Source organism: Streptomyces sp. NPDC002265 (genome assembly GCF_040296125.1).
GTDB lineage: Bacteria > Actinomycetota > Actinomycetes > Streptomycetales > Streptomycetaceae > Streptomyces.
Map to the genome: position 1 here is coordinate 22,086 of NZ_JBEOWS010000080.1, position 7,646 is coordinate 29,731.

Annotated in this window: 7 protein-coding genes; 2 read left to right on the forward strand and 5 right to left on the reverse strand. The window is 74.2% G+C overall.

The window, feature by feature from the left end; all coding sequences use genetic code 11:
• Window positions 1-80: 80 nt before the first annotated feature.
• From ABT085_RS16790 to ABT085_RS16800, 3 genes are all read right to left on the reverse strand, one after another.
• On the reverse strand, window positions 81-668 hold the full coding sequence (locus ABT085_RS16790; protein ID WP_351607557.1) for an Rv1733c family protein: 588 nt from the start codon (window positions 666-668) through the stop codon (window positions 81-83).
• A gap of 266 nt (window positions 669-934) precedes the next feature.
• On the reverse strand, window positions 935-1,699 hold the full coding sequence (locus ABT085_RS16795; RefSeq protein WP_351607559.1) for a ferredoxin reductase: 765 nt from the start codon (window positions 1,697-1,699) through the stop codon (window positions 935-937).
• Window positions 1,692-2,297 (reverse strand): molybdopterin-dependent oxidoreductase, encoded by a 606-nt coding sequence (locus ABT085_RS16800; protein ID WP_351607562.1) that lies wholly within the window; start codon window positions 2,295-2,297, stop codon window positions 1,692-1,694. The genes ABT085_RS16795 and ABT085_RS16800 overlap by 8 nt, the downstream gene beginning before the upstream one ends.
• A 456-nt stretch (window positions 2,298-2,753) precedes the next feature.
• On the opposite strand from ABT085_RS16800, the gene ABT085_RS16805 reads away from it, so the two are divergent.
• Window positions 2,754-3,503, forward strand: coding sequence for a GNAT family N-acetyltransferase (locus tag ABT085_RS16805; RefSeq protein WP_351607565.1), 750 nt, complete (start codon window positions 2,754-2,756; stop codon window positions 3,501-3,503).
• A 33-nt stretch (window positions 3,504-3,536) separates the two neighbouring features.
• On the opposite strand, the gene ABT085_RS16810 is transcribed toward ABT085_RS16805, so the two are convergent.
• The gene (locus ABT085_RS16810) at window positions 3,537-3,980 is read right to left on the reverse strand and encodes a MarR family winged helix-turn-helix transcriptional regulator (RefSeq protein WP_351607567.1); all 444 of its coding nucleotides are present in this window, start codon (window positions 3,978-3,980) and stop codon (window positions 3,537-3,539) included.
• Window positions 3,981-4,295: 315 nt separating this feature from the next.
• On the opposite strand from ABT085_RS16810, the gene ABT085_RS16815 reads away from it, so the two are divergent.
• Window positions 4,296-5,075 carry a putative protein N(5)-glutamine methyltransferase gene (locus ABT085_RS16815; protein ID WP_351607574.1) on the forward strand — a complete coding sequence of 260 codons (780 nt, stop codon included), beginning with the start codon at window positions 4,296-4,298 and terminating at the stop codon, window positions 5,073-5,075.
• 53 nt (window positions 5,076-5,128) lie between these two features.
• Here the strand turns inward: ABT085_RS16815 and ABT085_RS16820 are convergent, their stop codons facing one another.
• The gene (locus tag ABT085_RS16820) at window positions 5,129-7,207 is read right to left on the reverse strand and encodes a SpoIIE family protein phosphatase (RefSeq protein ID WP_351607569.1); all 2,079 of its coding nucleotides are present in this window, start codon (window positions 7,205-7,207) and stop codon (window positions 5,129-5,131) included.
• Window positions 7,208-7,646 lie beyond the last annotated feature (439 nt).

Here is a 7,646-nt window from a genome sequence, read left to right on the forward strand (position 1 = left end):
TACGGGTGATCACACCGTACGTGCGCGTGCGCGGCGGGCGCCAGGCCTCGTGAAACGGTTCAACGGAGAGGGGGCCGGGGTCACGACTGGTGGCGTCGTGTCCACTCCGGTTCGGTGCGCGCCCAGTCCTGTTCCCACTCGGCCATCCGGTGCCGCATGGCCACCCGGCGGACCACGCCCTGCCCGAGGAGCACGAGAGCGGCGGCGCCGCCCGCCGCACACACCCCCGAGGTGAGCGTGTGCTGCCAGACGGCCGTCCGGCCCTGCGGCGGCCCGACGCCGCGGCCCTGCGCGTCGAACCACACGTCGACCACGTCGCCGCGGAGCGTCCCGGCCGGAACCCGCGCCATGGCGGTACGCACCCGGCCGTCGTGCTCCGTCCAGCGCACGGCCACGCGATACGTCTGCCGCCGCCCGGCGTCCAGGGACGGCAGGGTGTCGGGCGTCTGTCCGGTCACCTCGGCGCGCACCCGGTGGCGTTCCGCGCGCTGGGCCGCGGCGAGCGCCCGCGCCTCGCCGTGCGCCCACCAGCCGGCGCCGATCCCGGCCAGGGGCGCGCCCAGACACAGCAGGACGGTCACGAGCAGCGCCGTCCACACCTCGATGACGTCCGAGCGCCGCCGCAGCGCACTGCGCCGCAGGCGCCGCAAGCGTATGCGGGTTCGCATGTCGGCCGACCTCCTCGCCGTCAGCGGTGCCGAGGGGCCGGAAGGAGCCGTACCCGTCGGCCGGTGCGCCACTCCTTCCGTGCCGCGTGCGAGAGCCACAGGGTGTTGTACCCCATTCGGCGGACATTGATCCCAAATCTGTACAGATCGGAACAAGAGGTGAGGGCGGAGCGGGGCGGATCCTGAGGCGGGGCGGAGGTGAGGCGGTGGCCGCTCGGGGCCGGGGATCGCCCCCTGCGGGAGAGAGGCCGGCCGCGGCCCCGGCGTCAGCCGAAGCGTTCGATCCGGATGCGGTCCACCGGCTGGCCCGCGGCCACGAGCAGCCGCGAGGCGTGCTCGGCGAAGGCGTTGGAGCCGCACACGTAGGCCTCCCACCCGCCGTCGGGCCGCCCGGTCAGCAGCGGCGCCACATGCGCGGCCGTCATCCGTCCCACCGGCACCCCGGCGGGCGCGGTCCGGGTGAACACCGGCGTGGTCTCGGTGCCGTACTCCCGTGCGTAGATGAGCTCCCGCGGGCCGCGCGCCGACACCAGCAGCCGCAGCGGCACCGACAGGCGGCGCTCGCGGTGGTGCCGCACCATCGACATCAGCGGTACGACGCCGGAACCGGCCCCGATCAGCAGGGCGGGCCGGTCGCCGGGCCAGGCGAAGAAGCCGCTGAGCGGGCCGCGCACCCGCACCTGGTCGCCGGGCCGGGCCTCGGTGTGGAACCAGCCGGACACCTCGCCGCCCTCGACGTGGTCCAGGGTCAGCTCGATGTGCCCCGAGCGGTCCGGCGCCGAGGCGATCGAGTAGTGCCGCTGGGCCACGTACCCGTCCGCGGCGGTCAGCCGCAGCATCAGGTGCTGCCCGGGCAGGTGCCCCGTCCAGGCGGGCACCGCGAACCGGAACGTGGCCGCGCGCGGGGTCTCCCGCCGGATCTCCGTGAGGGTGGCCGTCTGCCACTCCGCCGCCGCCTCGCCGGCGTCGATGCGGCCGGGCACCGCGAAGCGCGTGGGCGGGACGAACGCCGTCCGTGTCGTCTCAGTCACCGGAGTACCGCTGCTCTTCCCAGGGGTTTCCGCGCGCGTGGTAGCCGTTCTGTTCCCAGAAGCCCGGCTCGTCGTGGTCGAGGAGGGTCAGTCCGGCGATCCACTTCGTGCTCTTCCAGAAATACAGGTGCGGCACCAGCAGCCGGGCGGGACCGCCGCGCTCGGCGGCCAGCGGCCGCCCGTCGTACTCGAACGCGATCCAGGCGCGCCCGCCGGTCAGGTCCGCGAGCGGCAGGCTCGCGGTGTAGCCGGTGTGCGCGTAGGCGACGGCGTGGGTGGCCGACGCGTGCGGGCCCACGGCCGCCAGGAACGTGTCCAGCGACACGCCCCCGAACCGCACCCCGAACTTCGACCAGCTCGTCACGCAGTGGATGTCGCCCTCGTAGGCGGAGGCCGGCAGTGCGTGCGCCGCCGCCCAGTCCCAGGTGTGCGGCCGCTCCACGAGACCGTCCACCCGGAACGTCCAGTCCGCGGGCGCCAGGTCCGGCGTGACCTCGGCGGAGAGCACGGGCCAGTCGTCGCCCGCGTCGTACTGGCCGGGTGGCAGCCCCGGATTGTGGACGCGAGGGCGCCCGGTGAAGCCTCGGGTGACGTTCATGGGGGAGACGGTGCCTGCCTACGAGCTGATGCGTGCGGATCGCTTGCTCATTCAACCGTACGTGCAGGCCGGACCTGTCCCGCACCGGTCCGTCCGCCCCCGCACCGGTCCGTCCGCCCCCGCACCGTTCGGTCTGCCCCGGCACCGGTCCGCCCGCCGCGCACCGGCCGGCGTCCGGGAATAGCGGGCCGGAGATCGTCCTTGCAGACGGAGTGCCCTCTGGCGGTCTTTCCGGACGGCCGGTGGGCCCGCGGCAGTGAAGGACGACAGCGAAGGAGAGTGGGAGCGGATGCCGAAGGCGTACGTCTTCACGAGGCACGGCGACCCCCGGACCGGCGGAACCTGGATCGGTGCGGGTGCGGGTGCGGGTGCGGGTGCGGGTGCGGGTGCGGGTGCGGGTGCCGGTGTCGGTGCCGGGAGCGAGGCGTCGGCCGCGGCCGTCCCGGAGGCCGCCGTATGAGCGCCGCCCGCCCCACGGGTACCGACGGACCGGCGCGGCCGCACGTCCTGGACAACCCCGCTCGCGCCGCCCTCACCGGCCCGCACGCCCACTTCGCCGAACGGTACGGCCGGGTGCTGCGCTACCCGGTCGACGTCACTCCCTGGCTGGCCCTGTCCGACGAGCCGGACGCCGAGGACTGGGCGGATCTCGCCGCGCTGGCCGGCCCCGGGGCCGAGGTCCCGCTGCTCGGGTTCCGCGGCCAGGTGCCGCCCGGCTGGGAGATCACCTTCCAAATGGCGGGCGTCCAGCTGGTCGACGACGGCCTGGCCGCCGCCCCCGACCCGGAGGCGGTACCGCTCGGCCCCGCCGACGTGCCCGAGATGCTCGACCTGGTCGCCCGCACCCGGCCGGGCCCCTTCGAGCGCCGCACCATCGAAATGGGTTCCTACCTGGGCATCCGGCGCGACGGAGCGCTCGTCGCCATGGCGGGGGAGCGGCTGCGCCCGCCGGGGTGGACCGAGATCAGCGCGGTCTGCACCGACCAGTCCGTACGCGGCCAGGGCCTGGCGAGCCGGCTGATCCTGGCCGTCGCGCACGGCATCCGCGAACGCGGCGACACGCCGTTCCTGCACACCGGCGCGGACAACACCGGCGCCCTGCGGCTGTACGAGTCACTCGGATTCCGGCTGCGGATGCGGACGGCGTTCCTGTCGGCGCGCGTACCGGAGCGCATGACACAGGAGCGGACGGTGGGGGTGGCCTAGGGCCTGTCCGGCGCAGCCGCCGCGAGGGGGTGCTCAGCCGTCCTCGGTGTCCGGTGCCGTCGCCGCGGCGTTGTAGCGCTCCAGATACCCGGCGAACCGCTCCAGATCCTCCTCCGGCCAGTCCGCGAGCCGTTCCCGGAAGGCGGCCCGGCGGCGCTGTGTGACCTGCTGGAGGATGCCGCGCCCGGCCGCGGAGACATGGAGCACCTGGACCCGGTGGTCCTCCGGGTCCTGCCGGCGCTCGATCAGACCGGCCCGCTCCAGCGCGGCGACCTGGCGGCTGACGGTGGACTTGTCGAGGGCGTAGTGGGCGGCCAGGTCGGTGGCCCGGCAGCCGCCCATCTCCTCCAGATGGCCGAGCAGCGTGTACGAGACGAGCGACAGCTCGGGGTGCATCCGGCCGGCCGAGGCACGGGCGCGACGGGCGAAGGTCGTCATTTCCCGCTGGATGGTCTCCACGGCCTCGGTCGCTGTCACCTGGTCTCCCTCACGCGCGTCTCCCGCCCCCTCTGGTTGCAGAGTACAACTGGACCGCGAGGGGGCGACCCGGGCCGACTTCCCCGAGGGGACCGAGAGGGCCGTCGGGCGCGCACCGCTGCGATAGGGTGGCCGTCCGGCTGCGGACCGCCACAGCCGACGCAGATTTAGGAGGTGAGACCCATTACCGCTTGTCAGGTCGGGTGCTCTCACCTCGCCACCATGGCACGGTCCTCCGACTGCGGGTGACCGCGAGAGCGCCCTTCGGCTTCCGAAAGGCTCTCGGCTTCCATGCCCTCCTCCCTTCCCTCGCCCATGTCCGTGCCCTCGTCCTCCGCCCTGCGCCCCCGGACCGTCGCCGCGCTGCGCGCCGCCGGATGCGTCTTCGCCGAGGACGAGGCGGAGCTGATCCTCACCACCGCCCGTACGCCGGACGAGGTCACCGCGATGGTGGACCGCCGCGTGGCGGGACTGCCCCTCGAACACGTCCTGGGCTGGGCCGAGTTCCACGGTCTGCGCATCGCCGTGGAGCCGGGTGTCTTCGTGCCCCGACGCCGTACCGAGTTCCTCGTCGGCCAGGCCGTCGCCCGGGTCCCGCGGGCCGCCGTGGTCGTGGATTTGTGCTGCGGCTCCGGCGCGGTGGGCGCGGCACTCGCCGCCGCCCTGGGGCCGGTGGAACTGCACGCCGCCGACATCGACCCGGTCGCCGTGCGCTGCGCCCGCCGCAATGTCACCGGTCACGTCCACACGGGTGACCTCTTCGTGGCGCTCCCGGACGGACTGCGCGGCCGGGTCGACGTGCTCGCCGCCAACGTGCCCTACGTTCCCACCGGCGAGGTGGCGCTGCTGCCCGCCGAGGCGCGTGAGCACGAGCCGCTGACCGCGCTCGACGGCGGCGCCGACGGACTCGACCTGTTGCGCCGTGTCGCCGCCGGGGCGCCGGACTGGCTGGCCCCCGGCGGCTGTCTGTTCGTCGAGACCAGCGAGCGCCAGGCGCCGGCGGCCGTCGAGGCCTTCACCCGGGCCGGGCTGACCGCCTCCCTCGCCGAGTCGGAGGAGCTGTACGCGCACGTGGTGATCGGGGCCAAGCCCTAGGGCACGGAGAGCCACCGCGGCCCTCGGGCGTCCTGTCGCGGGCCCGCGGCCGGTCAGGGTTCCCGTCGTGCCCGGGCGACCAGCAGGGCCACGTCGTCGTGGTTGTCGGGGTGGTGCAGGGTGTCCAGCAGGTGGTCGCACATGCTCTCCAGCGGGCGGGCCGGGTCGTCCAGGAGGGAGAGCAGCCTGGCCAGGCGTTCGTCGAGGGAGTGCCGGCGGGTCTCCACGAGCCCGTCGGTGTAGAGGACGAGCTGGTCGCCGGGCTCGAAGTCGACGGTGACGGTGGTGAATCCGACACCGCCCACGCCCAGCGGCGCCCCGGTGGGCAGGTCGAGCAGTTCCGGGGCCCGGCCGGGCCGCAGCCGGGCCGGCGGCAGGTGTCCCGCGTTGGCGATCCGGCACTCGTGCTGCCGGGGGTCGTGGACGACGTACACGCAGGTCGCGATGTAGTGGTCGAGGCCCGCCGTTATGCGGTCGAGGTGGGTGAGCAGGACGGCGGGGTCGAGACCGAGCGAGGCCAGCGTGTTGGTCGCGGTGCGCAGCCGGCCCATCGTGGCGGCGGCGCTGATGCCGCTGCCCATCACGTCGCCCACCACGAGCGCGGTCCTGCCGCCGTCCAGCGGGATGACGTCGAACCAGTCGCCGCCGACCTCGGTGGTGGCGCCCGCCGGCCGGTAGCGCGAGGCGACCTCCAGGCCGCCGGTGACGGCCGGGTGGCTGGGCAGCAGGCTGCGCTGGAGGGCCAGTGCGGTGTTGCGGGCGCTCTGGTACCAGCGGGCGTTGTCGATCTGCACGGCCGCCCGGGAGGCCAGCTCCCGTGCGAGCAGCAGATCGTCCTCGCCGAACGGCAAGGGGTTGCGGACCCGCTTGAGGTCCAGCGCGCCGAGCACCTCGCCGCGGGCGATCAGCGGCACGGCCAGATACGAGTGGACGCCCGCCCGGGCCAGCAGCTCGGCCGCCGCGGGGGAGCGGGCGATGCGCGGCAGGTCCTCGTCCTTGACCTGCGGCACCATGACCGCCTCGCCCGTGCGGACGCACTCCGTGACGAGCCGGTCGGGTCCGTACCGGGCCACCTGGCCGACCGGGTCGGCCGCCGCCAGCGCCTCCGGAGCGTCCTGCGCCTGTACGGCCAGCGCCCGGATGACCGCCGCCTGTGCGGGGCCCAGACTGCTGCGGCGGCCCTCCACCACCGCTTCCAGCAGGTCGACGGCGGCGATGTCGGCGAGCTCCGGCACGGCGACGTCGGCCAGTTCATGAGCCGTACGGTCCAGTTCCAGGGTGGTGCCGATCCGGGTGGTGGCGTCCGCGATGAGGGCCAGCCGCCGCCGCGCCGCCTCCGCCTCGACGCCCGCCCGGTACTGCTCCGTGACGTCGATGGTCGAGGCGGCCACCCCCAGCACGGTGCCACGGGCGTCCTCCAGGCGGTACAGGGACATCGCCCAGGCGTGGTCCTGGTCCGGGTCGGCCGGGGTGCGGCCCATGATCCGGCGGTGGGTGACCGGCCGTCCGGTCCGCAGCACCTGACGTGCTTCGGACTCCAGGGCGTCGGCGTCCAGCAGCGGCAGCACCTCGTGGAACGTCCGCCCGAGGTGGTCCTCGGCCGGGATGCCGTCGATCCGCTCCAGCGCCGGGTTGACCGACACGAACCGAAGTTCGGTGTCGAGCACGGCCAGCCCGGTCGGCGACTGCTGCACCATCCGTGCCGTCATCGCCACGTCCCGCTCCAGCCGGCGTACGGTCGACCGGTCGGTGGCCAGGCCCAGGGCGTAGACATGGCCCCGGTCGTCCAGCAGCCGCATGTTGCGGAACTCCACGAGCCGCGTGGTGCCGTCCTTGCGGCGGATCGGGAAGGCACCGGCCCAGCCCTCGCCGGTGGCCATGACGTCGGCGAACAGCTTGACGACCAGGTCGACATGCTGTTCGTGCACCATCACATGGGCCGCGTACCGCCCCAGCGCCTCATGCGCCGGGTAGCCGAAGAGCTCCTCGGCCTGCGGGCTCCACAGCGCGATGCGCCCCTCGGTGTCCAGCACCACAGAGGCCACGTTGAGCACGTCGAGCAGTCCACTCGGCTGTTCCGGCCCGCGTACGGGCTCGTCGCCGCGGTCCGCCGGTGATCCGGCTGCATTCATCAGATGCACCGCCTTCGGGCGTCCGCGCGGCACGTCGTCCTCGATACCGACTCCCCTGTTCTACCGCGCACAACCCCTTCTCCTACGCCTCCCGGGCCCTCCTCCACCATCCCTCGGCACGGACGGATCGTCCGCCGGAGAGAAAACCGCGCGCAGTGTCCGGACGGGCACGGTGGGTCGCCGAACGGGCGGCGGGCGTTCCGGTACGGGGCGACCAGCGTTCCGGTACGGGACGGCAGCCGTTCCTCTCATTGGCCTGTACATGGTGAAAGTGGGGCGCAAGACTGTCCGCCGAAATGCGTGCCCACCCCCCATGGAGGAGCCGTCCGATGTCTCTGCGCCCGCGTTCCGCCCGGCATCGTTGTCACGCCGCACTGACGGGCCTGGTCGCCCTCGCCACCGCCGGCGTCGTCGCCCTGTCCGCCGCCCCGCAGGCGGC